Genomic DNA, 26929 nt, shown 5'->3' with positions numbered 1-26929 from the left:
GATATGGGAGCGGCGATAGAGATAAAAAATCTGACGAAGACCTATGTGAAAGATGCCCAGAGAATTGAGGTATTGCAGGGCCTCGATCTTACCGTGTCCGCCGGGGAATCGCTGGCGGTGCTGGGAGTGTCGGGAGCGGGCAAAAGCACCCTGATCCATATTCTGGGCGCCCTGGATCGTCCGACTTCCGGCGCGGTGCTCTTCGATGGTGTGGATGTTTTTCAATGGGACGAAAATAGAATGGCCCGTTTCCGCAACCGCAGCATTGGTTTTATCTTTCAATTCTTTAATCTCTTGCCGGAATTTACGAGTCTGGAAAATACGATGATGCCCGCCTTATTGCAGGGTATGTCCCGTCGTGAGGCTAAGGAACGGGCACAAATTATCTTGAACGAAGTAGGGCTTGGTGATAGGATGACGCACAAACCCGGCGAGTTGTCCGGCGGAGAGCAGCAGCGTGCCGCCGTGGCCAGGGCATTGATGATGGAGCCGGAAATTCTTCTGGCTGACGAACCGACCGGCAACCTGGACAGGTCAACGGGAATAAAAATTGAAGATATGCTCGTCAATTTGAATCAAACCAAAAGTGTTACTTTAATTGTCGTCACGCATAATAAATCCCTGGCTGACCGGATGTCGCGTCGTATCGGCCTGGGAGACGGAAGGATTTACACGATTGCCTAAGAAAAAATTGTCGCTGATATGCGCGTTGCTCCTTTTCCCTTTTTTCGCGTCTCCCCGTCTGTTTGCAGAGGAGACAAAAAATTCACAGATCCTGATGCGCGTGGCAACGGAGCAAAGAATTGCCCGCATTGAATTCAAGGGCAACCGTCGCATTGAAAGCCCGGCCATAAGCCAGGTGATAAAGAGTTCTGCGGGAAGTGTTTTCTCCAGTGCGGATTTAGCCCAGGATATCAAGGCAATATATAAAATGGGTTATTTTACCGATGTCTCCGCCCAGACTACCGATGTCCCCGAGGGCCTGGTAATAACTTTTACCTTGCAGGAGCAGGGCATTATCGGTTCCATCAAGGTTTCCGGCAACAAGAAAATATCCAAAGATGATATTGATGCTGTCATTGTCGTCAAGGTCAAGCAGATCCTGAACCGTGAAAAAATTAAGGCCGATGCGGGACGCATCAAGGAACTATACGATACTAAAGGCTATTACAACGCTGAAGTGGTGGATGTTGTCGAAAAAGAGGGGGAAAAGGACGCTCGGGTAATCTATAATATCGTCGAAAACGAGCAGTCGTATATCGAACAAATAAGCTTTACAGGCAATGAGGCTTATACCGCCAAAGAGCTGCGCAAACTGATGACCACCGATGAAAAGGGCTTCTTTTATTTTATCAGCGATTCCGGGCTATTGAAGAAAGATCAGCTTAATCAGGACATTGGGAAGATAAATGCCTTCTACCTGAACAATGGTTTCATCTATGCCCAGGTCGGTGAACCGGAAATTATTCACGACAAGAAAGGCATCTATGTCAAGATAACGATCACGGAGGGCAAGCGGTATCAGGTTGGAAAAGTCAGCATTGCCGGTGATGAGATAAAGCTCTCCCGCGCGGAACTGCTTGACAAATTGATGATCAACAAGAAACGCTATTATGACCGGGAAGCGGTCATGAAAGATATGGATTTAATTCAGCAGGCCTGCAGTGACGAGGGCTATGCCTATGCCGATGTCGTCCCCCGTACAGTTCCCCAGGACAAGGAGCAGACGGTAGATGTCGTTTATCAGGTAGCGAAGGGTAATCAGGTTTACTTCAACAGGATAAATATTATCGGCAACGTCAAGACCCGCGATAAGGTCATCAGGAGACTTCTTACCGTGGTGGAAGGCGATCTTTACAGCAAGACCAATCTAAAGAAGAGCTACATGGCGATCAATCGGCTCCGGTATTTTGAAGAAGTTGATTTTCAAACGGAAAAGGGTGACGATGCCAACTCCACGAATGTAAATATTCGCGTCCGGGAAAAGCCGACGGGGATGTTCAGTATCGGCGCCGGTTACAGCGCCCTGGACAACGCAATCTTTACGGCCCAGATCGCCCAGCAGAATCTCTTCGGGCGCGGGCAAAGCTTGAGCCTGAGAGCGAATATCGGGGGCAGTTCCGCGAATTACGAACTTTCCTTTATCGAGCCCTGGCTGTTCGACATGCCTCTGTGGACCAAGACCGACATCTGGAAAATGTATCGCATCTATGATACCTACAAAATGGATTCCGAGGGCGCCGGTTTTACTTTTGGCTATCCGATCTGGCAATACATCTCCTGGTACACGGGATACAAGCTGAGCAAGGATAACGTCGGTGATATATCCGATACGGCTTCCGCTTACATAATAAAGCAGAAGGGGCAAATAACCACGAGCAGCCTGACGATTACGCTTACCAGTGATACGACGGATGATAACATATTCCCCTCGAAGGGATCGAAAAGCAGTGTTTCCACGGAATATACCGGCGGATTTCTTCAGGGAGACGCCGCTTTTGTCAAATACCAGCTTACTTCAGCCTGGTTTTATCCGCTGCCGCTGGATACTGTTTTCGGTGTCAGAGGCCGCGTGGGTTATTTGCAGGGCAGGGATGGCAAGGAAGTGCCCGTTTACGAAAGATTTTATCTGGGCGGCATCAACTCGCTCCGGGGGCTTCGTTCCGTAGGGCCGATGGATCCTCTCACCGGCGACGTGATCGGGGGATTGACCATGATGAACTTTAATGCCGAGTTTGTTTTCCCGCTGATAAAAGATGCCGGCATGAAAGGGGTGCTTTTTTACGATACCGGCAACAGTTGGCTATCGAGATATGACATTTATGATATGAGGCAAACTGCGGGTATCGGTGTGCGCTGGTACTCGCCCGTAGGTCCGCTCCGGCTGGAATGGGGCCATGTTCTTGATCAGAAGAAAAACGAATCGTCCAACAGGTGGGAATTTACCATCGGCATGTTTATGTAGAGGCAATTAACAATAAAGGAGAGGATTTTATGAAAAAAAATGTTCTATTGATCACCGGCTTGCTCAGCCTGTTACTGGCGGGGGTGGCCCCGGCAGCGGAGAAGATCAGTGCGGAGAAGATTGGTTTTGTGGATATCAGGGAGATCATGATGAATTCCGAGTCCGGGAAGAAAGCGGCGGCTGAATTCAAGAATATTTATGAAAAAAACAGACTTATTGTTCAGGGCAGGGAGTCGGAACTGCAAAAGTTGAGGGAGGAGATCGAGAAGCAGCGTTCGATCCTTACGGAAGCGGCCTTGAAGGAAAAAGAAACGTCCTATCAGGCGAAATTCCGCGAATATCAGGTTCTCGTCAAGGAAGCCAATGATGACTTGCAGGGGAAGGATCAGGAACTGTCCAAGAGTATGATTCCCGAAATCTCAAAGGTAGTCAATGCCATCGGAGAAAAAGAAAAATATACCGTAATCTTTGACTTGAGCGCGATGCCGATACCCTACTACAACAAAACGGCAGATCTGACGAAGCGCGTCATGGACGATTTTAACAAGAGCTATAAACCCAACCCCGCTAAAAAATAGAATTGTTAAAAGGGAAATCACTTGTCCATGAAAATTAAGGAAATTGCCCGTATTTTAAATGGTAGCGTCGTCGGTGACGGTGAGGTGGTAATTGAGCGTGTGTACCCGATCGAAGAAGCAGGCGCAGGGGATCTTACCTTTATTGCCAATCCGCAATATCTGCGCCAATTAGAAACCACCCGCGCGGATGCGATTTTGGTTCGTCCGGGGACGGAATGCCCCGGTAAGAACCTGATCATTGTCGGTGATCCTTACGTCGCTCTGGGGAAGCTGCTGGCGATTTTTTGCCCCGAGGAGTCTCATTCACCAGGGATTTCCAGCCGGGCTTTCACGGAGGAGGGCGCTGATATATCGCCGGAGGCCACTGTTTACCCAGGTGCTACCGTTTGCCAGGGCGCCAGAATATTGCGCGGCGTGGTTCTTTATCCGGGGGTCTTTGTCGGTCGTGATGTCTCGATAGACGAGGATTCGATCCTTTACCCTAACGTTTGCGTTTACAGAAAATGTATTATCGGTAAGCGCGTCATCCTGCATGCCGGCGTGGTGGTCGGCGGTGATGGTTTTGGTTATGCCAATCCGGGTGCTGATAACCTTAAAATCCCGCAGGTGGGCATTGTTCAGATTGACGATGATGTGGAAATCGGTTCCAACAGCACTATTGACCGCGGTACCCTCGGCAAAACATGGATTAAAAGGGGCGTTAAAATTGACAATCTTGTCCAGATCGCCCATAACGTTGTCATTGGCGAGGATTCCGTCATTGTCGCCCAAGTCGGCATTTCCGGAAGCACAAGGTTGGGAAAAAGTGTCATTATTGGTGGTCAGGCCGGCTTAGTGGGACACATCGCCATTGGCGATCGGGTTATGATCGGCGCACAATCAGGAATTCACGAAGATGTCCCATCAGGCATGACCGTATCCGGCTCGCCGCACCTGCCCCATAAAATGTGGTTGCGCGTTGTCGCCTCAATGGCAAAATTGCCGGAGATGAGGCATATGCTGTCTTTGCTGACTATGAGGGTAAATAAGCTGGAAGAGGAGTGTAAAATAATAGATCCGTCATGAATATTCATCCAACTGCAATAGTATCCCCCGATGTAAATATCGGGGAAGGAGCGACCATTGGCGCCTACAGCGTTATCGGGCGGCAGGTGCGGATCGGCAGCAACACCGCCATTGCCTCGCACGTGGTAATCGAAGCTGGTACCGAGATTGGTGAAAACTGCCAGATTTCGCAATTTTCCTGCATCGGCGGCGTTCCCCAGGATCTGAAGTTCAAGGGAGAAATTACCAGGGTAGTAATTGGCAATTTCAATAACATCAGGGAATTCGTCACCATTAATAGAGCCACTGTTGACGATATTGGCGTCACCATGATCGGCGATCACAACCTCATCATGGCTTACTGCCATGTTGCCCACAACTGCCACCTGGCTAACAACATAGTCCTGGCCAACGGCACCAACCTGGCCGGCCACGTTATCATCGAAGACTATGCCGTGGTGGGCGGATTAACAGGTGTCCATCAGTTCACCCATATTGGCGCCCATAGTATGATTGGCGGCGCTTCAGCCGTTAATAAGGATGTCCCCCCCTATGTCACGGCCTCGGGCAATCATGCCAGGCTGTACGGCCTTAATCTGATCGGCATGAAACGGCGTGGCTTTTCGGCCGAAGTACTGCAGGCGCTGAAGGATTCCTACCGGATTATTTTTCGTTCCAGTATGTTGCTCTCTCAGGCCATCGCCCAGGTTAGGAACGATGTCCCTGATTTTGTCGAGGTCCGACATTTTCTGGACTTTATCCAAAAGTCCAAAAGAGGTGTTTGCCGCTGAAAGAACTGCCGGTTTCTTCTGAAGATCAAAATATTATGGTGGTAGCCGGAGAGGCTTCGGGCGACTTGCATGCCGCTGCTCTTGTCCGGGCCCTGAAACGAATTGAACCCCGGTACCGGTATTACGGGGTGGGAGGTGAGAAGCTCCGTGCGGAAGGGATTGAATTAATCGCTGATTCCGCTGCGATGGCTGTTATTGGGCTTACGGAAGTCTTCTTGAAGTTGCCTGTCATCCTCAAGGTGATGAACAGTTTAGTACGTTCTTTCCAGGAAAAAAAACCGGTAGCCGTAATACTGGTTGATTATCCGGACTTCAATCTTATCCTGGCGCGCAAAGCCCATGCCAGGGGCATCAAGGTATTTTACTACATCAGCCCCCAAATATGGGCCTGGCGAAAGGGCAGGATAACGACCATTCGACGTAATGTTGACAAGTTGGCAGTTATTTTACCTTTTGAGGCGCCTATCTACAGGTCGGCCGGCGTGAATGCCGAATACGTCGGTCATCCGCTCCTAGACATGATTCCACCTCCCTCTTCACAGGAAGAAGCCAGGGAAAAACTGGGGCTCCGGGCCGGGGTAAAAACCGTCAGTTTGCTCCCCGGCAGCAGACCAGGCGAGGTGGCAAAACTCCTGCCGGTATGCCTGCAAGCGGCCACGATAATGCAGCAGCAACAAGAACTGCAATTTATTTTGCCGTTAGCCAGCACTCTGTCTCGTGATTTTGTGGAAAGCATCATTAATCGTTATAATCTCAAGATTACTGTTGTTTCCAACGCTATTTATGATATTCTGGCTGCCGCCGACCTGGCCATCGTTGCTTCCGGTACGGCGACCCTGGAGGCTGGGCTCATGGAAACACCGATGATCATCATTTACCGCGTCTCCCGGTTGACCTATTTACTGGGTAGAATGCTTATCAAGGTGAAAAATATCGGTCTAGTAAATATAATCGCCGGCAAAACAATCGTTCCCGAATTGGTCCAGACGGAGGCCAATCCGGAACGTCTGGCCGAACTGGCAGACCGGCTGCTTGGCGACCAAAGCGCCAGAGACAGGATGAAAATTGCCTTGTCCCAGATTAAAGCCCAGTTGGGCGCCCCCGGTGCTTCCGAGCGGGCGGCTCATCTCGTAGCCAACCTGTTGAATACTTGTTTCACTTCCGATGATATGCACAAACCCATATGAAGATATTCCAACGCCTCCTGAAACTGGCCCGACCGCACCTGATAAAATTCGTCCTGGCAATGCTTTGCATGCTGACGGTGGGCGCCCTCACATCGTCGTTGGCTTTTTTGGTCAAACCAGCTCTCGATGAGATATTTATCAATAAAAACGGCTTGATGCTGAGGTGGATTCCGCTGGCGGTGATCGCGCTTTATCTCTTGAAGGGGATATGTAATTATGTTCAGACCATCCTTATGAGCTTTATCGGTCAGCGCATTATTGCCGATCTGAGAAATACGCTTTACTGGCAGATTCAAAAGCAGTCGCTGGCGTTTTTTACCAGAAACCCGACAGGCCTGCTCATGTCCCGCATTACCAATGATGTTGCGTATGTTCAAGGCGCCGTTTCGGAAGCCGTTACCAGCCTGCTACGCGATTCTTCCACATTGATATTCTTGGTTTTTGTCGTTTTCTACCGTGACTGGCAGCTTGCCATCATCGGGATGCTCGTTTTCCCGCTCACCGTTTTCCCGATCGCCAAGTTCGGCGAGAAAATGAGAAATGTGGCCACCCGTACCCAGGTAACAATGGGATCGTTGACCACCATGCTGCAGGAAACCATTTCCGGCGTCCGCATTGTCAAGGCCTTTGGCCGGGAAGATTACGAAAATCAGCGTTTCGCCCAAAACAACGAACGGCTCTTTAACCTGACTTTAAAATCAGTGACAATCAATGCCCTGTCCAGCCCCTTTATGGAGTTTCTGGGGGGGATCGGCATCGCGGCTATCATATTCTACGGCGGGAACCAGGTAATAAATGGTAAATCTACGCCCGGCACTTTTTTTTCCTTTCTAACCGCCCTGATCATGCTCTACGAACCGATCAAACGCCTGACGAACGTCAATAATACCATTCAGCAAGGCATCGCCGGCGCCGAGCGTGTCTTCAGTCTGATTGACAATGTGCCCGATATTCAGAATAAACCGGGGGCTTTGGCCTTGCCGAAAATATCCCGGGAGATAGAGCTGAGGGACGTCACTTTTTGCTACGAAGAAACGCCGGTATTAAAAAACATCAATTTAAAAATAAAAGCGGGCGACGTTATTGCCTTTGTCGGTATGAGCGGCGGCGGCAAGACTACCCTGGTGAACTTGATCCCCCGTTTTTACGATGTTACGACCGGTCAAATATTGATTGACGATGTGGATATCCGCGAGGTGACCATGGAATCGCTCAGGAACCAGATGGCGATCGTTACCCAGCAGACCATTCTGTTTAACGATACGGTGCGCAGCAATATCGCCTACGGGGATATCAACAAGACTGAGGAGGACATCAGGCGAGCGGCTCGGGCTGCCAATGCCCATGAATTCATTATTAATATGCCTCAGGGATACGAAACGGTAATCGGCGAACTGGGGACCAAGCTTTCGGGCGGAGAGAAACAAAGGCTCTCTATCGCCCGCGCCTTGCTTAAAGATGCCCCGATACTGATCCTGGATGAAGCTACCTCTTCGCTGGATACGGAGGCGGAGATGGAAGTTCAGGAGGCCTTGGACAATCTTATGCGGGGGAGAACCACCCTGGTCATCGCGCACCGGCTTTCCACCATTCGTCATGCCAACCGGATTGTTGTCATTGAGGGTGGAGAAATCGTGGAAGAAGGTACGCACGAAGAGCTGCTCGAGGTAAGAGGCGAATATTACAAGTTATACAACATGCAATTTCGCGAGGAAGATGCTCATCGGGCCAACGGGAAACCGTAGCAATGATTAACCGCCACGAAATAATCAGGATAATTTGGGACGGAGAGAGCAAGGTTCCAGCTATATCTTTGCTATCTCTCTTGCTTCGTATCCTGTCCATTCCTTACCGGTTTGCCGTTGGCGCGAGGAATTTTCTTTATGACCAGGGTACGCTGCGGTCCAAAAAACTTCCCTGCCCGGTGATCAGCATCGGTAATCTGACTGTCGGCGGCACCGGGAAAACGCCCCTGGCAATCCTGCTGGCTGGCATGCTGAAGGAGAATGGCTTTCGACCGGCAGTTCTTTCGCGTGGCTACGGGCGCCGCGGAGGCCAAAGTAGCGGCGTTGTTTCCGATGGTTGCCGTATCCTGATGGACCATCGGCAAGCGGGCGACGAGCCATTTCTGATGTCTCTCTTGCTGCCCCAGGCGCCCGTAATTGTAGGCGCTTGCCGCTTTCTCACCGGCAAGAAGGCAATAGAGGAACTGGGCGCCGATATCCTGATTCTCGATGACGGCTTTCAGCACCGTGGTCTTTATCGGGATATTGATATTGTGCTTTTGGAAAGTAGCCGGCCCCTGGGAAACGGTCGCCTGCTTCCGGGCGGATCCCTGCGGGAGCCGCCCCGCGGTCTGCGGCGCGCCGATATCATTGTAATGACAGGAAGCGGCAACCCGGCAGGTTCAAGTTCGCCTGACTGCCGGCAGCGATTTTTGAAGGGCTTGGCGCCTTGTTTTCAGAGCTGTCACAGGGCCCGGGCAATCATTGACGCCGACAGGGATGCCCTTTCGCTTACCTTTCTGCAAGGTAAAAGAATTTATGCCTTTTCCGGCATCGGTAATCCGCTTTCCTTTCGCCGGACGATAGAAGACCTGGGTGCGAATCTGTCCGGTTTTGAAGCCTTTCCGGATCATCATTGTTACAGTGCGTCTGAGATTGCCGGCATTACCGCTCACGCCCAGCTTTTACAGGCTGATATAATTCTGACGACAGAAAAAGATGGCGTAAGACTGCTCGATTTTCCAGATTTTCTGGCGAAGATATTTCTCTTGCGCATTGAGATGGCCTTCATCCCGGACGGGGATGGTTTTTTAAAACTGATTCTGGATAATCTGAAAACGCTTAACAGGGAATAATATGAGGAAATTACCAACAAGCGGCGTGAATAAGATTCTCATCCGGGGAACAAACTGGATCGGCGATGCCATACTCACTCTTGCCGCCGTCTCCTCCATAAGGAACACCTATCCCGAGGCCCGGATATTTATCCTCGTGAAGCCCTGGGTGGCAGATATATTCCGACTCTGCCCGCTGGTGGATGAAGTTATTATTTATCATAGCCCCGGGATCCATGCCGGAATGCTGGGCAAGCTGCGGCTGGCGAGAGAACTGAAGGCCCAGGGGTTCGATATGGCTATTTTGCTCCAAAACGCCATCGAGGCCGCTATTATTGCCCGGCTGTCAGGCATTCCTGTTCGCGCCGGCTACAATACTGATGTCCGCGGCGGCCTGCTTTCTCACCCTGTTGTAATGACGAAAGCCATCAAAAAAGTCCATCAGTCTCATTACTATTTGGCAATGGCCCAGAGCTTGGGATGCGGAGACCCAGGCGTTGGACCCTTTATCAAGTTGACGGGAGAAGATGAAAGGACGGCCAGCCGGTTGCTCCAGGATCAGGGAATTGATAATGAGCAGCTTCTCATCGGGATGGCGCCGGGCGCCACCTATGGGCCGGCCAAGAAGTGGTTTCCCGATCGCTTCGGCGCCGTGGCAGAAAAATTCAGGGAAGAATTTGGCGCCACAACCATGCTTTTCGGCGGTGCCTCCGACCGTGAAACCACCCTGAATGTCCAGAGATCCTCAAAATATCCGCTCCTTGATCTGGCCGGTAAAACTGACTTGCGCACTTCTGTGGCGCTCATGGCCCGGTGCGCTCTCTTTATCTCCAATGATTCCGGGCTAATGCATGTTGCCGGGGCGTTGAATATTCCCACTATTGCCATCTTCGGATCTACTAACCCCGTTACCACCAGTCCCATTGGCGAGAACAACACAATTATTTATAATAAGACAGACTGTAGTCCTTGCCTGCGGGAAACTTGTCCCACCGATTTCCGTTGCATGGACTCAATTTCAACCTTGGCGGTTTACAACCAGGCAAAAGCTATTGTAGGGGCTGATTTTAAACCCGTCCGTACATTAATTTCAGGTGACCGATGACAACATACACACGTCATTCCGGTGAAAACGGGAATCCAGGAAACAAGGTGGAGGCAATATTCTTGGATCGGGATGGAACAATCAATGAAGAAGTCGGGCATCTGAGCAGCCTCGCCCAACTGATGCTTTATCCCCAAGCGGCGCGGGCAATCAAAATGATCAACGTCAGCGGGATGAAATCAGTCGTCGTTACCAACCAGTCCGGCGTGGCCCGAGGATATTTTACTGCGGCCCTTGTCGCGGACGTGCACATGAAGATTCAGTCGCTGCTCGCGCCCCACCAGGCCCACTTGGATGCTTTCTATTACTGCCCTCATCATCCCGAGGGACAGGGCATTTACCGTCAGGGATGTAACTGTCGGAAACCGGAGCCAGGAATGCTGCTTACGGCCGCGCAAGATATGGGGATTGACCTGGGGCGGTCCTACCTTATTGGCGATACTCGCAAGGATATGCAAGCGGGACTGAAGGCCGGGGCAAAAGCGGTCCTGGTCCGGACCGGTTATGGCCGGGAAGCGGAAGCGGAGTGCTCGGACATCGGTCTCAATTATGTTGCCGATGACATCCTTGCTGCTGTAATATGGATCATGCAGGACCGCCAAAAATGAATATCCTGATCGTAAAATTAAGCGCCATCGGCGACGTTGTGCACACCCTACCGGCCTTGGCCGCCTTGAGAAAACTTTATCCCCAGGCCTTCATTACCTGGGTAATAGAGGAAGGAGCCGCCGACCTGATCCAGGACCACCCTTATCTGGACAAGGTTCTTGTTTCTCACCGTAAGCGCTGGCTCAGGGACTTGAAAAGGGGACATCTAAAAACGGTCGGAAATATCATGGCTTTCATAAGAGAACTCAGGAGCCGCCGCTATGACCTGGTTATAGACTTTCACGGGCTTCTGAAAAGTTCTCTGATCGTATTATTGACCACGGCGGAGCGCAAGATTGGTTATGACAGTATGCAGGAGCTGAGCGGCCTTTTTATTCGTGAAAAAGTTCCGGAAGATATGGACAAGCATGCTGTAGACCGCTATCTCGACCTGGTCCACTACCTTGACACTAAGAAACTTGTGATGTCAGGCGGTGGAAGCTGTAAAGCGACGGCAACTGCCGGTGACTGTCAGGAGAAGGTGGAATTTATTATTCCTGTTCTCGATGCTCAGGAGAAACGGATAACGCAACTGCTCCTGTCAAACGGCTTGACAGGCCGGTTTGTGGCTCTCAATCCGATAGCTTTATGGCAGACGAAGCTCTGGGATGACGCAGGGTTTGCCCGCTTATGCGACCGGATTGTCGCAGAATTAAAATTACCGGTGGTATTTACCGGAACTCGGAAGCAGGAAATCAGCCCTATTCAATCTCTCATGTCCGTTCCTTCCGTTAACCTGGCCGGGGAAACGTCACTGCGGGAACTGACCTGTCTATACCGGCACGCAGCGCTCGTGATTACCACGGATAGCGGGCCGATGCACATCGCCGCGGCGGTCGGAACCCCGGTTGTTGCGCTTTTCGGACCTACTGATGCCAGACGGACCGGTCCTTACGGAAAGGGGCATCGCGTGGTAAGCGTTGATATCCCCTGCCGCCCATGCTTCCGGAAAAAGTGTCCCACCCGGGAATGTATGCACGGCATTACGGTAGATGCAGTCTTCAACGCTGTGAGCGATATATTAGCAAGATAGAAATTGGATCATTTATGGAAAGATTCAATAAAAATCGCACCCGGATGGTTGATAGTCAGCTCCGCTCGCGGGGTATCCTGGATCAACGAGTATTGGCGGCCATGGAAAAGGTTCCGCGTCACCTGTTTGTGGCGGAGTGTATGTGGGATCAGGCCTACCACGACAGCCCGCTGCCTATTGAGGAGGGTCAGACGATTTCTCAGCCTTATATGGTAGCCCTGATGACGGAGTTGCTGGAGATGAAGGGCGGCGAAAAGGTGTTGGAGATAGGCACAGGTTCCGGATACCAGGCGGCCGTCCTGGCGGAACTCGGAGCGCAGGTCTATTCCATTGATCGCATTGCCCAACTGGCTGTGAATGCCAGGAGGCTGTTGGAATCACTTGGTTATTATCAAGTAGTCGTCAGGGTTGGCGACGGTACTTATGGTTGGCGCGAAGAATCGCCCTTTGATGCCATTATCGTGACCGCAGGCGCACCGGCAGTACCCCATACCCTTGTGGAACAGCTATCATTAGGTGGATGTCTGATAATACCGGTGGGCGATCGCCATTATCAGACCCTGACCAGGATTACCCGCCTTTCCGAAAATGCTGGTGATCTGAAAAAAGAAGATCTGGTGGGCTGTCGTTTTGTAGATCTTATCGGGGCCTATGGCTGGAAAGCGTAAGCACTCATTGTATCCGTCTCGAAAAGAGACTCATTTGTTGCCGGATATGCAACGCATCTGCAAGTTGCTGATTATCGTCGCTTTTGTCCTGGTCACCGCCTGTGCCGGCTCGTTAACCGGAAGCAAACAGGCCAGCGGCGTTTATCATCGCGTAAAAAAGGGAGAGACCCTGTACAGGATAGCGCAAGTTTATCATGTCAGCTTGCAGCAACTCGCGGAAGTGAATAATATTGATCATATAGATATCTTGGAAGCCGGCCGAGTTCTTTTTATTCCCGATGCCCAAGCGGTTGCAGATGACATCCTGGTTGCCGTGAAGGTGCAGGAAGCAGAGAAGAAAACTGCCAGGACGCCGGGCAGGAAGGGAGATGTGGTTGCTTTGACACCCGGTGGAGAAGCGCCTGGGGTTGATCCGCCGTTAAACGAAAAGCACTCTGCGGAAAGAGACAAATCCCGACTTCCCGCCGCCGGCAAATCCGAAATTGCCTCGCAACCTGATAAAACCATCTTCCCCTTGAAACTGCCCCCGGTTTTGCAAAAGGAGAGCAGCAAAGGTGAAAATTTACCTCCCGATGCGGAACAAGATAAAATCCAACGGGATAAAATGTTTTTTATTTGGCCCGTTGCCGGAAAGGTCGTTTCTCGATACGGAATACAGCCTAACGGTATGTTTTACAACGGGATTAAAATTGCGGCGCCGGAGGGCGCTCCCGTCTCCGCCGCAGCAGGTGGAGCAGTTATTTTCTCTGCTCATTTAAAGGATTATGGGGAAACCATCATTCTGAAGCATGATAATGATTATGCCACTGTATACACTCAGTTAGGCGAACGTCGGGTAAAACGCGACGATCGTATTAAAAAAGGGGATAAGATAGCCACCGTGGCGCGGTCGGAAACTAAAGGAGATGGCCTGCTTAATTTCGAGATTCGCTATAAAAATAAAGCACGTAACCCGTTATTTTTTCTCCCCTGATTTAGGGCTTTTGAGGTAAATAAGGATATATATACAATAGCATTGGTGATTTGGCTGTAGCATCAATTCGAGCCAAATTTGTTGCTTGACAGCCCGGGTATATTGACCTATAAATCGAGTAGAGTTAGCAGTTAAGCACGCACTGAATATGAGAAATGGATTGATGACATGAAAAAAATAGTCTGCCTGATTGTGTTGTTGTGCCTTACTTGGGTGACGCTTACCTGGGCAGCCCAGGAAAACAATAAGATCCGTGCCGTAGGCATGGCCACAATTCACAACAATATTGTGGATATTGCCCGAGACAAGGCCATTGATAATGCACTGCGCAATGTAGTGGAAAAGGTAGTGGGGGTAATGGTTACCGGCAGCACGGAGGTCGAGAATTTCCAGCTCAAGATGGATCGTATCCTCTCGGAATCCAAGGGATTCGTTGAAAATTATCGCATCCTGTCCGAAAAAAGGGAGGGCGATAACTATGAGGTTAACGTTGAAGCAGAGGTGGGGGCCGGCAAATTGCAGGACCGCCTGCAGGCTATGCAACTCCTCATAAGCAGGAAATCAAGGCCTCGCCTGATGGTTGTTTTCAACGAGGCTGGACAGAAGGACGCCATCGCGGAGGCCGCCATGAGCAAGTTCTTCCTCGTGAAGGGTTTTAAACTTGTTGATTCATCAATTGTCAAGAAGAGCCGCGGTGAAATCAATGTGGCTGTTTCCGCAACTAACGAAAAAGCCTTGTCCAATCTGGCGCGCACTTACGGAGCAGAAGTTGTAATTTTCGGCTCCGTTGAGGCCGTGAGTAATTCCTTTACGGTCAGCGGCATTGAAATGTTTACTAATAAGGTCAGTGTGTCCGTAAAGGTAATCAATGGCGATACCGGAGATGTTATTACCACCGGCAGTGAGTCTAAATCAGTGCCGGGCGCTAAGGGAGACATCAGCCGCCTCGCAGAGGAGGCAGCCGGCAAATTGGCCGGGAAAATCCTGGAAGATACGTTGGAACGCTGGTCCTCTGAACTTACCAACACCACCACCATTAAATTAGTGGTTTCCGGTTTGGACGAATATCAGGATCTGGTAGGTTTCAAGGATCACCTGCAACTCGTTCTGAAAGGGTTTAAAGTTTTGTATCAACGTAGCTATCAGCAGGGGACCGTCGAGCTGGATATTGAAGTTAAGGGCGATATTCAGGGAGTAGCTGATGACCTTTCCGTCTTCGTTATGAAGGGACGTAAATTGAAGATATCTGCCATTACGCAGAACATGGTAAAGGCCATTTTTTTGCCGCAACCACGATAACAATTTACTTACTCACAAATACTGCCATTTAAGGGAGGCACGCATGAAAAAGAGTACATATGGAACAAGTCTGCTGGTCTTTGTCGTTTTTATGTTTTTTGGTTGCGTTGTAAGCGAGAGTTACAAAATGGGACAGGAACTGGCCAGCGGGAGACGCTGGGAAGAGGCGGCCATTTATTTTGAAAAGGCTTTGAGTGAAAGCCCGGGCAATCAAGAATACAAGGATGCCCTCAGTAAAGCCAATCAGGAAGCTGCCAAAAGCGTTTATGAAAAAGCCAGGCAGGCACTGATTGCAGCATCCGATCAGAATTTAACCAGCCTGGAGCAGATCAGCGTGACTGCGGAAAAGGCTCGCCGACTTGATCCGCTTAATCAAACAATTGAGTCGTTTGCCACCAGCCTGGCAGGGAAAATTTCAATTTTAAAAGGCAAGCTCCAGTCACTTTATGCGCAGGCCGATGCGGATATGCAGAAGGAAGACTGGTCGGCAGCGGCTGAAAAACTCAAGCAGATAAACAAGATATATCCGAGTTACGAAGATACCGGCGCCCGGCTGACAAAGGTGGAGCAGGAGGGAGCAAAAAGTTTATACCAGCAGGGAATGGCTTTAAGAAAACAGGAAGACTGGAAATTGGCTGTCCAGACTTTTAAAAAGCTGATTGAGATTAACCCGAATTATTATGACGTGGCCAAGCTTTATCAAGAGGCACAGGATCGGGACAATATCCAGTACTATATCGCCGAGGGGGAGAATGCTGGTCGCAACCAAAATTGGGACCGGGCAATTATGATGCTGGAAAAAGCCTCAGAATATCAAGCAGATAACCAAGACCTCCGCAACAAGATAGAATCAATGAAGGTTAAGGTTAGCCAGATATATTTTTCCGACGCCGTCAAGCTGGCAAATCAAGGTGTCCTTTTTAAGGCGATGAGCCTGCTGGACTCTGCCAGGAACTATACACCGACGATGCAGAGTGATCCGGTTTACAGAGAATTCATAGGTAAATTTTGCGCTAAATTGATGGAGCGATCGGAGAAGTATGCGGAAAAGGAGCTTTGGGGCAATGCCTATATCTGGCTGCAAAAGGCGGAGATGTTTAATCCCAGCTACCCTAACTTGTTCCAAAAACTGTTGGATGCCCGAGATAGCATCAACAAGAGAATAAAAAAATCCATTGCCGTCTTTGAATTCGGTTCGCCAGGCAATAATAAAGACGCCGGCAAGATTGCCGCCAATAAATTGACTGCTTTTTTGCATAAGAATGCCAGTGGTGATTTACGCATCATTGAAAGAGCGAATCTGGAAAATATTTTGAGAGAAATGCAACTTGGACAGACCGGTCTGGTGGATATTAAAACAGCTCAAAGTATGGGTAAAATGCGGGGCATTGATACCTTCATCATGGGTGATGTCATGCAATATTCTACCAACTATGCGGACAGTCCCAGCACCGGCCAGGCCAAGGTGCTCGTGAATGAAGAAGATGTGCCTAACCCCGAATTCTCCGATTGGAGAATGCTTAACCCCAAGCCAAGTAGGGAAGAATTGGCCCATGCACCCTCGCGCACGATCAGAAAACCGACTTATCAATTCATCTCCTATAAACGGGGTGTTGCCAAAGTCACGGCGATGATAGAGGTGTCGTACAAACTCGTCAACACAACGACGGGTGAAAATATGTTTACTAATACAACATCAGGTAAAGCCATAAAGGAAGATGCGTATCAGGATGGTGTTGCCCTGGCCAATATTCCCCACGATCCTCTGACCCTTCCATCGGAGCTGGAGGTTATTGATGAACTGACCAACGCGAAGATATCCGAGGTCGGTCAAAGTGTCCTCAAGCCATTCCAGAGTCTGGAAGTAGAATATTTCAATGACGCTCAACAGTATGAAAAGAGGCGCAATTACGAACAGGCGGTGGAAAAATATACCGATGCCGCGTTCGATGAAAAGCTCAAGAGCATTACGACACCAATTTCACAACAATCGCAGGAAAGCATCAATAAATTGATTCAGGACAAGTAGAGGTAAAGTAAAGCGCCGGAGGAATGAAATGGTTAAAAGAGCAGCAGCTTTTATATCGTTGTTGATAGTTGCCATTTTCTATCTGACGGAAGTGGCGACGGCAGCGCCCGTGAAGATGGCGATTTTCAATTTTCAAACGGTGAACATGGAGGCTTCCGGTCAGGGGACCGCCGTAACAAATATGCTTCTTACTTCGCTGACTTCCGAGCGAAGCCTGAACGTTCTCGACCGTAAGGACCTGGAAGCATTCATGACTCTTAATGACCTGCAGCAAAATGATAAATTGGACAATGTAATAAATATCGGCACCCGTCTCGGATTAAATTTGATCGTGGTAGGATCGGTTGAAAAGAAGGGTGCCATCCTCTTAATCAATTGCCGTGCCATTGGTATAGAACAGAAAAAAGTCATCTTTTCCAAGCAGATAAGATCGCTCGGCGACGCCAGTCTGGGTAGTGAAATAAGCGATCTCAGTAAAGCGCTTGTCTCAACTGTTATCAGTGCTCACAGTAGCGATGGACAAGCCGATTTTTCCGGTCCTGTCAACATTATCGTGCGTCCGGGCAACAAACAGATACAGATGAGCTGGGATGGGCCGGCCATGGCGGTGTCTTATGAGATATTCCGGGCAACGAACCAGTCTGGTCCCTACGCCAAGGTTTCCCAAGTGACGGTACCGGAATATGTGGATCAGAATTTGGAAAAAAATGTCCTCTACTACTACAAAATCAGAGCCTATAATGAAAAAGGCGCCCGCAGTGAATTCTCCGAGATTTTTTTTGCCGAAACAGTATTAACACCCAATTCCCCGGTAATTTTGAAAGCGGAAAGTCATATTCGGAGTATCCAGATTACGTGGACACCAAGCCCCATGAGCAGCAGCGATCCGTTGAAATTGCGAGGATACAAGGTTTACCGTTCCAAAAACGAGCCAGGCCCGTATAAAGAAGTAGCTAATATTGTGGGTAAGGATCTGGGCATTGGTGTGGATACGGCCACCACCCTCGATAGAATATTCAAGGTAGATTTTACGGATAAGGGGCTTGCCGACGGAGAAACAACATATTACAAAGTAACCGCCTACAATGAAAAAAATTTGGAAAGCGAATACTCGTCTCCCATAAGAGGCCTTACCGTATCGCCTGTAACCAACATTTACGCTCAAGGCGATCTGGTCAGAGAAGTCAGGCTGTCCTGGGCGGCGCTTGAGGGCCCTGATATCAAAGGTTACAATGTTTATCGCTCTACGATGGAAAATGATGGGTTCAAGAAGATTGCAGTGATTGATCAGCCTGCTAACGCGAGTGAAAAAAAACTTCAATACAAGGACATAGACGGTCTGGCGGACTCGGTACGTTATTTCTACCGCATCACGGTGTTTGAATCTTCAACAGCGGAAACAGCTTCGAAAATTACCGTTGCAGCGATCACGAAGGGTAAGCCGTCCGCACCTCAAAATGTTCGTGCCGTTAGCGGACTCGTTAAAAAGATCGAAATCAGTTGTACTCCCAGTAACACCGAGGATGTGGAAGGCTATAAACTATATGCCGCCAGGCAGAGTGATGGTCAATTTTTGCTGATAAAAAAGCTGGAGGGCAGAAACAATAATAAATTTGTTGATGAGGACGGAACCAGGCTTGATGATGGCAGCAAGTACTATTATCGTCTAACGTGCTATAACAAGGTTGATATTGAAAGTCCATCGGTAGAGGTTTCTGCGACAACAAAGTCCCGGCCTTCACGCCCGCAGGGGCTTAAGGGTGAATCCCTGAAGGTGAAGGAAGTCCCCCTTTCCTGGGGAGCTAATCCGGAGAATGATATTTCAACTTACCATTTATGGCGACTGAGTTCCGAAGGAGGCGACTTTAAGCAGGTTGCTAAAATACCTGCCCGGACGGGTTATGTGGACAAGGAGTTGCAGGATGGCGTGTCCTATAGTTACAAACTCCGGGCGGAAGACCGGGACGGCCTCATCAGCGAATTTTCGGAGACCGTAAAAATACCTACCAAGCCTCGACCAAATAGTCCCGCCGGTCTATCCGGTGATGTGCGCAATGGTAAGGTTATTCTCAAATGGGATCGAGGTCGTGAGCCTGATATAGCTAATTACAGTGTGTATGAAAAAAAATTCTTCGGCAACGAAAAGATAGCCGACGAAAAGACCAATACCTTCAGCGAGACCTCGCCGCCCAAAGGCAAAACCAAGACTTATCTGATTACCACGGTTGATGCAGACGGCCTCGAAAGCAATCCCAGTCGGGAATTAACCGTTACGGGACGTTAACTTTTTTTAGAGTTTTCAGGCAGATGAATGTGAAGAGGGCTGTTTTGTGGTTCATAAGATTCCCAACTGTGGTTTTGCTAATACATATGTCGTTTCCGAGTCAGGCGGGTTGATGGTTGTTGACGTGGGGAGTATTGGCGCGGCACAGGACGTGGAGGATTACTTGTATAATCAGCCTGGTATGTCCCTCGATATGGTGAAATGCATTACGGCGACGCACTTTCATATTGATCACATAGGCGGGATCGCGGTGCTACTGAAAAAATGCCCGCCAACGACTAAGGTGTTATTTCACCAACTGGTGAAAAGTTATCTGGAAGGAAGAAAAAAGCTTTCCCTCATCCGTAATTGGTGCTGCGGTCTTTTGCCAGCTGCTATTGTGGGGTTTGGTCAGGTGAAAAAGATATCCCATCTGGGGTTTGCCGGACTGGCGGGCATTCCCTTGCCCGTCCTGAGAAATATTATCAACATACCCTACAGGCAACGGATTTCATATTTCGGCCCGGCATCAGAACGGCAGCCGCTCGCGACAGCGGCAACTTCGCCGGGCACTCTTCTCGGCTTTGATCAATGGGAATATCTTGAAACGCCTGGTCATACAGAGGATTCGGTATGTTTTTTTAATGCTTCTTCGGAGGAGTTGATCTGTGGTGATTTAATAATTAACCGCGACGAAAACGGCCCCGGTGAGTTGAATCGTTTTCACTGGGATCGAAAGAAACTGACCAGCTCTTATGAAATGCTCCGCCGGTCAATAGCTTGTAAAACTATTTATCCGGGCCACGGCAAGGTACTGAGAGACAATGGCAAGCCTTTGGAAAAAGTCAGGGTCTTTCAAGCCTAATCAGATAAGCAGGAGGCCATTTATGGCAAAGATATTAAGTAAAGTTTCATGGTTGGGGATCTTACTGGTCATGATCAGCATACAGAGCTGTGTGGTTGCTACCGAGACTACGGTCATCACACCCGTGATCAGAGACCTTTTTCAGGGGAAATCTATCGTTGACCCATATATGGAGGGTCACAGACCAGTTACGGTAGCCGTTCTGCCTTTTATAGATCAGTCTCGTAAAAAAGAAGGCGCTGTGGCTGTAAGAAAAGGATTTTATAACCATTTCAGTTCTCTTCCCTTTAAGGATATGGAACTGCAAAGGGTTGATAACCTGCTAAGCAAGGCCAACCTTGGGGACACTGAGGCGTTATATAAAACTTCACCCCAGGAATTGGGTAAGTTACTGAATGTTGATGCGGTCGTATTTGGCGAGATATCTAATTTTGACAAGCTGTTTGCGGTCATGTACTCACAGGTTGCCGTAGGGGCAGAGATTAAGATGTATGACACTAAAACCGGCAATTTCCTCTGGAGCGGACAGCACACTGTAAGAATCCATGAGGGCGGCCTCTCTGTCACACCTTTCGGCATTATTGCGACCGTGATTGCGACCGCGATGAATGTTCGCGACATTCAGTTGCTACGGGCCTGTGACGACCTCTTCCGGGATATGGTTAAAACGATACCCGTTCCGACCATCGCGGAAGCGCTGCGCCCGCCCGTAATTTCACTTTTAACCCAGGATACGAAAAACTTGCCCAAAAAAGCTGGCGACGTGATCAACGTCGTCATCCAGGGCGCGCCGAAAATGCAAGCCTATTTTGACATCGGTGAATTCAAAAAGCACATTGACATGCAGGAAATGGAACCGGGCTGGTATCTCGGCACATACAAAGTCCTGCCCGGCGATAACGTATCTCACGCCATGATTGTCGGATATCTTGCCGATGATGCCGGCAATGCCTCGCAATGGGTAGATGCTCTCGGTACCGTGACGCTTGATACCACACCTCCGGATAAGATTAATAACCTGCAAACAGTCGGGAGAAACAATCTGTTGCTCCTGAACTGGGACAAATCTCCGGCAACTGATCTGGCGGGGTATCGCCTCTACCGCAGCTTAACTCCACTTTCAGGTTTCCAGGAAGTGGGCAGAAGCGAGGTAAATGAATGGCGCGATGATAAAGTAACTAATGGTCAGAAATATTACTATTTCCTGACGGCCATTGACTGGGCGGGAAATGAAAGCGAAAAAATTGACCCTGTTATTGGCTTGCCGATCGCACCCGGTCCTACTGCCGTAAATGGTCCCATTGAGGCCGATACCACCTGGTATTCCGGCGCCAGCCCATATATCATTGATCAAACCATATTGGTCAAAGACAAGGCGACACTGACCATTGAGCCGGGCACGGAAGTCCGCTCCTCGGGAGGCGGATTAATTATTGAGGGGCAGATCAAGGCCAGAGGAACTAAAGAGCATCTGATAACCTTAACTTCCACAGAAGAGGGAAAGGTCTGGGAGGGTATATTATTTATAAACACCAAAGAAAAAGAACAGCAATTGGCCTACTTGCGGATATCAAATGCCAAGACGGCCATCAGTTGCGAAGCTTCCTCACCACGCGTAGAAGATTCCGAGTTAACGGCGAACCTGATTGCGCTGAAGATCGTGGGCGCTTTTTCCCGGCCGGAATTGCAGCGTAACTCCATCCACAAAAACATGCAAAACGCCGTATTGATTCGAGACGGCGCCCAGCCAAAATTATCGGGAAACACGATCAGCGATAATCTGCGGGAGGGTGTTGTTATTGAGTCATCTTCTCCATTACTACGGGATAATGTTATTGCCCGTAATCAAGGAATCGGCATCCGGGTGCAAGCCAGCAATGCCGTTATTACGGGAAACAAGATTTTGGACAACAGCCCACTCGATATGCAGGCCGATATGTCCGGCGAGCCTGTTCAGGCGCTGGAAAACTGGTGGGGAACGGTCAGCGGAATTAACATTCTGGCGCGGATCAGGGGAAAAGTTAATATCGCCGCGATTCTTGATGGTGATAAGCCCGCCGGGAAACCCATCAAGCTGCCCATTCTGGATTCCCAGTTAGGCGGACCTGTTGACAAAGATTCCTTCCTTATCCTCTCTAACAGTCCCTACCGGATAGCCAAAGATATCGTTATTATTAATGGAGCTACCCTTTACATCGAACCGGGCGTTACCCTGCTTTACGACCAGGGGAGAGCGATCACGGTGGAGGATGGCGGTGTGATGGCCAAAGGCACGAAGGAATTGCCCATTATTTTCACTGCCTCGGCAAAATCTCTCCTGCCTGGCTCTTACTCCTCCGCAGTCCGGTTCACCAAACAGACCAAGGTAAATAGCGCTTTTTCCTACTGTGTTGTCAAATACGCCGAGACGGCCTTTGATATTCACTACGGAGCGCCGGAGATTTCCTATTGTCTGATCGCTAATAATTCCCAAAACGGCGTATTCTGTCGTCATGACGCCGCGCCGAAAATTACATACAGCACCTTTTTGAATAACGATGGTGAGGCCGCCATCCAGAGTGTGGGTATGTCCAGACCGGTTATCAATTACAATAATTTCCTCAAAAACACATTTGCCATACAGGCGCGTTCTACCATATATATAGACGCGAGATACAATTGGTGGGGCAGCGCTCCGCCTGATGATAATTACATATTGAAGAATAATGATGACAGCATAAATATCAAGCCCTGGTTGGAGAGGGCAGAAGAAAAGGCGTTTAAAGAATAAGTATCAATAACTTAAGTAGGGAGGAATGAAAATGAAGTTACGTTACGTTGTTGCTCTGTTGGTTATGGGACTGCTGATCTTATCAACAAATACGGTTTTTTGTGAAGATACTGTCAGTATGTCGGATTGGAAACAGATCATCGAAAAAGTTGGCACCGGGAGTATCAATTGGTCAGCCGGATATATCGAAGCAGTGGGCATTGGAGCTCCTCCGGAGCGGTTTATCGGCAAGATTCAGGCCCGCCCCATGGCCTTGCGGGCCGCTGAACTTGTGGCAAAAAGGAATCTGCTTGAAACTACCAAGGGGGTAAGAATTGACTCGACAACTTTAGTGAAGGATTTTGTCGTCGAGAGCGATGTCATCAACAGCCAGGTTGAAGGTATCGTAAAAGGGGCGGTGGTGGTAAAACAGGACTATATGTCCGATGGCTCAGTTGAGGTCACGGTGCGCATGCCCCTTTTAGGTGACTTTTCTTCGGCCATCATGCCGAAAGCATTGGAGAAAAAACCAATTGCGCAGCCGCAGGTAACACCTCCTGCGCCTCCCGTTCAAACTGCACCGCAAGGCCGTTCCTACACTTCCGAGCCAAGAAAGCCATCTTCCGGGGCGGTTTACACGGGCATGGTGGTAGATGCGCGTGGTATGCAGACGCGACCGGCGATGTCGCCGAAGATTCTTGATGAAAATGGTCAGGAAGTTTACGGTTCCGTGATAGTGGAGCGGGAATTTGCCGTCCAGCAGGGCATGAGCGGATATGCCCGTGATTTGACGTCGGCGCAGGGTAATCAGCGCGTAACCAACAATCCTCTTACGGTCAAGGCTATCAGGGCGCAAGGAGCGGGGAAATCCGACATCATAATCAGTAATGCTGATGCTGCCGCGCTCAGATCAGCCGCTGATAACCTGTCCTTTATGAAGAAATGCCGTGTCATGATCGTTTTGGACTGATATTTATTTGTTCAGTTGGTTAAGCAAATGAGGACCGCAGATACCTGTCAAGGTGCTGCGGTCTTTCATATCTATCTCCCGATGGCGTTTGCTTTTTGCCTGTCATTTTTTTGCATCATCTTCCGGGAGGAGGAGCGATTTTGCCCGGCCGTATTCTTATTTTACCAGATGATTTAACAAACAAAATTGCCGCCGGGGAGGTAATTGAACGGCCCGCTTCCATCGTCAAGGAGTTGTTGGAAAACGCCCTGGATGCGGGGGCGACCGACATTGCCATAGAGCTCCGCCAGGGTGGCTGCGAATCAGTCCGGGTAACCGATAACGGCGCAGGCATTGATCCTGAGGATGCGGTATTGGCTTTTTCCCGTTTTGCCACCAGCAAAATATATCATTTCGACGATATCTATAAGGTTCATTCCTTCGGATTTCGGGGGGAGGCCCTGCCCAGTATTGCCTCTATAGCCCATGTCGAGATGGTGACGAAGCAGCAGGGCGCCCTGGCTGGGGTGAGAGTAGCCGCGGAAGCTGGCAGCATCAAAGAAATCAGCGAGGCCGGCTGTCCGGTGGGGACCTCGATATTAGTTACCAATATCTTTGGACCCGTGCCGGTGCGTCGTAAATTTCTCAAGTCCGAACAGACGGAACAGGGTCACTGCCTGGATGTGGTCAGCAGATTGGCTCTTTCTCATCCTGCTTTGAGTCTGAAAGTTACGGCCAATGGGCGATTGATACTGAATATACCGGCCACGGATGCAGCCGACCAACGGTTGGCGCTTGTTCTCGGTACCGATTTTCTCGATCAGATGATCTTTATTTCGGGAAAGAGAGAAGGGCTTACTCTGCAGGGTTTTGCCTCTCAGCCGTCGCTCACCCGCTCTAATTCCAAACATATCTACCCCTTCGTCAATAAACGCTTTATCCGCGATCACCTGATCAATCACGCGGTGATGACAGCCTACCGGAATCTGATTCCCGCTAAAAGATACCCGGCCGCCGTCCTTTTGCTTGAGCTACCGCCGCATGAAGTTGATGTAAATGTCCATCCGGCCAAGATGGAGGTTCGTTTTCGTAATCCCCGTGCGGTTTACGAGACAATCGTGGAGTGTTTGGCCGGTGCGCTGAGCGGCGTTCCTGCGCAAACGGCAGGGCCGGCAGGGGAGTATTTGCCCCGTGCGCCGCACACGGTCCCGCTTTCCCAGTACCATTCCCGCGTGGAGGAAGCGCTGAAAAGGTACAGCATTTCCTCCGCAGCTCCCCCGGCAAACGCCGCTGCTGCCTGGCAGGCGCGAGAATCTTATCCGGCAAAAAATTATCATACGGTACAGGCGGAAGAGGCTGCTGTAACCATTCCGGACATGGTTCTTAGTGATTATAAGTATATAGGTCAGGTTATGGAGACGTATCTTATTTTTGCTGATGCCGAGAGACTGGTTATGGTGGATCAACATGCCGCCCATGAAAGGCTGTTATTCGAAAATTTAAAGAATAAGACTTCTCCCCATAGCCATATTTCGAGTCAGCGGTTGCTCCTGCCGGAGGTAATCACCTTGCCGCCCCGCGATTATGCTTTGTTGATGGATTGTCTGCCGCTTCTTCAGGATTGTGGCTTTGAAGTAGAACCCTTTGGCCTGAATACGGTAGTGGTCAAGTCTCTGCCGTCGCTCTTTGCGACTTTGCCGCCCCAGGCGATGATAAGCGATTTGCTGGCTGAATTCATCGAAAGGGAAGGCGCGTCATTGGATGAAAAAAGAGAAAAAATATATGCTCTTTTAGCCTGTAAGGGCGCCATCAAGGCCAATCACAAACTTTCGCCGTTGGAAGTTGCCGCTCTGGTCAAGAATCTTGACGCGATACCAAACATCGCTTCCTGCCCCCACGGACGTCCTGTCTTTCTTACTTACACCCTGTGGGACATCGAAAAAATGTTTAAGAGACGTTGAGGATAGTTATTAAGGGTGATTATCCCGTGTTTATTCCCCATTCCCCTCGTTTGCTGATTCTTGTCGGCGCTACCGGCGTTGGTAAAACTCAGTTAGCTTTAAAGCTCGCCCATACTTGGGGGGCGGAAATTATCAGCGCCGATTCCATGCAAGTTTACCGTTACATGGATATCGGTACGGCCAAACCTGGCAAAACGGAGCGGGAGAATACTCCCCACCATCTGATTGATGTCGTGGATCCGGACGGGGTGTTTAATGTTTCTTTATATATTAATTTGGCCCGTCAGATCATCGCGGTGCCAGGAAATAATCAAAAACTTTTTATTGTCGTGGGCGGCACCGGTCTTTATATACGGGCTCTGCTGGGTGGCCTGGTTGCGGATGCAGGAGCTGATAAGGATTTGAGAGACTACTTGCGAATGCAACTCAAAGTCTCCGGCAGGGATAGTCTCTATGCTATCCTGAAAGAAAAAGATGCCCTGGCCGCAAATTTGATTGATCCGCACGATACCAACCGCATTATGCGCGCCATCGAAGTCTGGCACCAAAGCGGGAAATCTATTGTCGTCAAGCAAAGAGAGCACCATTTTTCCGAGCGTCCATATCATTATCTCAAGATAGGGCTGAAGATGGAGCGGTCACAGCTTTACAGGCGCATAGAGCGTCGGGCGGAGGACATGATTGACCGCGGTTTCGTTGAGGAGGTTAAATGGTTGCTTGCACAGGGCTATCACGAGGATCTTAAATCCATGCATTCCCTAGGTTATCGTCATCTAACAGGTTACCTGCATGGGGATTACAGTCTGGAAGAGGCCGTCGCCGCAATGAAGCGCGATACCAGGCAATACGCCAAACGTCAGGAAACCTGGTTCAAGGCGGACCCTGAGATCAACTGGTTCAGTTATGATGATTTCACATCGTTGTCAAAACTGGTGGAGGAATTTATGACCGGAGCGGATACCCGAAATATCTTGACTTAAATA

21 protein-coding genes are annotated in these 26929 nt (G+C 49.7%); all 21 read left to right on the top strand.

The genetic code is table 11. The features are described from left to right. The first annotated feature begins 3 nt into the window (after positions 1-3). Complete coding sequence (locus NT140_00530; GenBank protein MCX5830377.1) at positions 4-684, top strand: ABC transporter ATP-binding protein; 681 nt, start codon at positions 4-6, stop codon at positions 682-684. Then, positions 677-2965: an outer membrane protein assembly factor BamA gene (gene bamA, locus NT140_00525; GenBank protein MCX5830376.1), complete on the top strand. Its 2289-nt coding sequence runs from the start codon at positions 677-679 to the stop codon at positions 2963-2965. The genes NT140_00530 and bamA overlap by 8 nt, the downstream gene beginning before the upstream one ends. Before the next feature lie 29 nt (positions 2966-2994). Continuing rightward, on the top strand, positions 2995-3543 hold the full coding sequence (locus NT140_00520; GenBank protein ID MCX5830375.1) for an OmpH family outer membrane protein: 549 nt from the start codon (positions 2995-2997) through the stop codon (positions 3541-3543). Between the two features lie 27 nt (positions 3544-3570). Continuing rightward, entirely contained in the window at positions 3571-4608 is a 1038-nt protein-coding gene (lpxD, locus tag NT140_00515) for a UDP-3-O-(3-hydroxymyristoyl)glucosamine N-acyltransferase (GenBank protein ID MCX5830374.1), read from the top strand. Continuing rightward, positions 4605-5378, top strand: a complete 774-nt coding sequence (lpxA, locus tag NT140_00510; GenBank protein MCX5830373.1) for an acyl-ACP--UDP-N-acetylglucosamine O-acyltransferase — start codon at positions 4605-4607, stop codon at positions 5376-5378. The genes lpxD and lpxA overlap by 4 nt, the downstream gene beginning before the upstream one ends. Then, on the top strand, positions 5369-6565 hold the full coding sequence (gene lpxB, locus NT140_00505; GenBank protein MCX5830372.1) for a lipid-A-disaccharide synthase: 1197 nt from the start codon (positions 5369-5371) through the stop codon (positions 6563-6565). Before lpxA ends, lpxB begins: the two co-directional genes overlap by 10 nt. Further along, positions 6562-8310: a lipid A export permease/ATP-binding protein MsbA gene (gene msbA, locus NT140_00500; protein MCX5830371.1), complete on the top strand. Its 1749-nt coding sequence runs from the start codon at positions 6562-6564 to the stop codon at positions 8308-8310. Before lpxB ends, msbA begins: the two co-directional genes overlap by 4 nt. 2 nt (positions 8311-8312) lie before the next feature. Further along, a complete protein-coding gene (gene lpxK / locus NT140_00495) occupies positions 8313-9425 on the top strand; it encodes a tetraacyldisaccharide 4'-kinase (GenBank protein MCX5830370.1) in 1113 nt (370 codons plus the stop codon). Position 9426: 1 nt separating this feature from the next. Continuing rightward, on the top strand, positions 9427-10509 hold the full coding sequence (waaF, locus tag NT140_00490) for a lipopolysaccharide heptosyltransferase II (GenBank protein ID MCX5830369.1): 1083 nt from the start codon (positions 9427-9429) through the stop codon (positions 10507-10509). Continuing rightward, positions 10506-11117, top strand: coding sequence for an HAD family hydrolase (locus tag NT140_00485; protein ID MCX5830368.1), 612 nt, complete (start codon positions 10506-10508; stop codon positions 11115-11117). The genes waaF and NT140_00485 overlap by 4 nt, the downstream gene beginning before the upstream one ends. Further along, positions 11114-12190, top strand: a complete 1077-nt coding sequence (locus tag NT140_00480; GenBank protein MCX5830367.1) for a glycosyltransferase family 9 protein — start codon at positions 11114-11116, stop codon at positions 12188-12190. Before NT140_00485 ends, NT140_00480 begins: the two co-directional genes overlap by 4 nt. Positions 12191-12204: 14 nt before the next feature. Continuing rightward, a complete protein-coding gene (locus NT140_00475; GenBank protein MCX5830366.1) occupies positions 12205-12858 on the top strand; it encodes a protein-L-isoaspartate(D-aspartate) O-methyltransferase in 654 nt (217 codons plus the stop codon). Between the two features lie 46 nt (positions 12859-12904). Further along, a complete protein-coding gene (locus NT140_00470; GenBank protein ID MCX5830365.1) occupies positions 12905-13831 on the top strand; it encodes a M23 family metallopeptidase in 927 nt (308 codons plus the stop codon). A 168-nt stretch (positions 13832-13999) separates the two neighbouring features. Continuing rightward, positions 14000-15130 carry a flagellar assembly protein T N-terminal domain-containing protein gene (locus tag NT140_00465; GenBank protein ID MCX5830364.1) on the top strand — a complete coding sequence of 377 codons (1131 nt, stop codon included), beginning with the start codon at positions 14000-14002 and terminating at the stop codon, positions 15128-15130. 43 nt (positions 15131-15173) lie between these two features. Continuing rightward, entirely contained in the window at positions 15174-17159 is a 1986-nt protein-coding gene (locus NT140_00460; protein MCX5830363.1) for a tetratricopeptide repeat protein, read from the top strand. Positions 17160-17187: 28 nt separating this feature from the next. After that, positions 17188-19443, top strand: coding sequence for a hypothetical protein (locus NT140_00455; protein MCX5830362.1), 2256 nt, complete (start codon positions 17188-17190; stop codon positions 19441-19443). A 46-nt stretch (positions 19444-19489) separates the two neighbouring features. Beyond that, complete coding sequence (locus NT140_00450) at positions 19490-20287, top strand: MBL fold metallo-hydrolase (GenBank protein MCX5830361.1); 798 nt, start codon at positions 19490-19492, stop codon at positions 20285-20287. Positions 20288-20309: 22 nt separating this feature from the next. Beyond that, a complete protein-coding gene (locus NT140_00445) occupies positions 20310-23057 on the top strand; it encodes a DUF799 family lipoprotein (protein ID MCX5830360.1) in 2748 nt (915 codons plus the stop codon). 31 nt (positions 23058-23088) lie between these two features. Next, positions 23089-24006, top strand: a complete 918-nt coding sequence (locus NT140_00440) for a hypothetical protein (protein MCX5830359.1) — start codon at positions 23089-23091, stop codon at positions 24004-24006. A gap of 140 nt (positions 24007-24146) precedes the next feature. Next, positions 24147-25946 carry a DNA mismatch repair endonuclease MutL gene (gene mutL / locus NT140_00435; protein MCX5830358.1) on the top strand — a complete coding sequence of 600 codons (1800 nt, stop codon included), beginning with the start codon at positions 24147-24149 and terminating at the stop codon, positions 25944-25946. Continuing rightward, positions 25943-26926 carry a tRNA (adenosine(37)-N6)-dimethylallyltransferase MiaA gene (gene miaA / locus NT140_00430; protein MCX5830357.1) on the top strand — a complete coding sequence of 328 codons (984 nt, stop codon included), beginning with the start codon at positions 25943-25945 and terminating at the stop codon, positions 26924-26926. Before mutL ends, miaA begins: the two co-directional genes overlap by 4 nt. The last annotated feature ends 3 nt before the right edge of the window (positions 26927-26929 follow it).

The sequence above is a fragment of the Deltaproteobacteria bacterium genome (assembly GCA_026388415.1).
GTDB lineage: Bacteria > Desulfobacterota > Syntrophia > Syntrophales > JACQWR01 > JAPLJV01.
Note: the sequence above shows the minus strand (reverse complement) of the source record. Positions and strands in the feature narration are given on the sequence as shown.